The organism is Acidovorax sp. KPB24-03, from assembly GCF_057546605.1.
The window spans coordinates 1-795 of record NZ_BAAJYR010000827.1 but is presented as its reverse complement, the minus strand read 5'-3'; the positions used below and the strand labels follow the sequence as shown (position 1 = coordinate 795).

At 74.3% G+C, this 795-nt stretch carries 1 protein-coding gene; it reads left to right on the top strand.

Features of this window, described 5'->3' with window-relative positions; all coding sequences use genetic code 11:
- Window positions 1-795: molybdopterin oxidoreductase family protein (locus AC27KI_RS26265; RefSeq protein ID WP_487116798.1), on the top strand; the 795-nt coding region annotated here is incomplete at both ends.

The following is a 795-nucleotide window of genomic DNA, read 5'->3' as shown; positions in this document are numbered from 1 at the left end:
CCCACGCCTGTTTCCGTACGCCACTGGCGACGGCGAGGCCGAGCGCGGCGCCGAGGCCGTGTGGAACGAGCACCGCGAGAGCACGCGCGGGCGCGACCTGGACATCACCGGCCTGTCGTGGGCGCTGCTCGATGCCCAGGGCCCGCAGCAGTGGCCCTGCCCGGCCGGCACTGCCGACAACACTGATGCCGATGCCGACCCTTCGGCCCCGCCCCGCCCGCTGGGCAAAGCGCGCCTGTACGAAGACGGCGTGTTCCCCACCGCCGATGGCCGCGCGCGCTTCGCCGCCAACGCCTGGCAGCCGGTGGCCGAGCCGCGCCAGGCGCGCTACCCGTTCAGCCTGACCACCGGCCGCCTGCGCGACCAGTGGCACGGCATGAGCCGCACCGGCACGCTGGGCCGCCTGTTCGGCCACGTGGCCGAGCCCAGCGTGCAGATGCACCCGCAGGACATGGCGCGCCGCCAGCTGGCCGAGGGCGACCTGGTGCACGTCACCAGCGCGCGCGGCGCCATCGTGGTGCCGGTGCAGGGCAGCACCGACGTGGGCCTGTCGCAGGCCTTCATCGCCATGCACTGGGGCAGCGAATACCTGAGCGGGCAGTCGTCCACCGGCACGCCGCTGGCGGGCGTGAACGCGCTCACCACGCCGGCCTTCTGCCCCACCTCCAAGCAGCCCGAACTCAAGCACACCGCCGTCAAGATCCTGAAGGCCGAGCTGCCCTGGCGGCTGCTCGCCATGGCCTGGCTGCCGGCCGACAGCGCCCTGGCCGCGCGCGAGGCGCTGGCCGCGCTGAT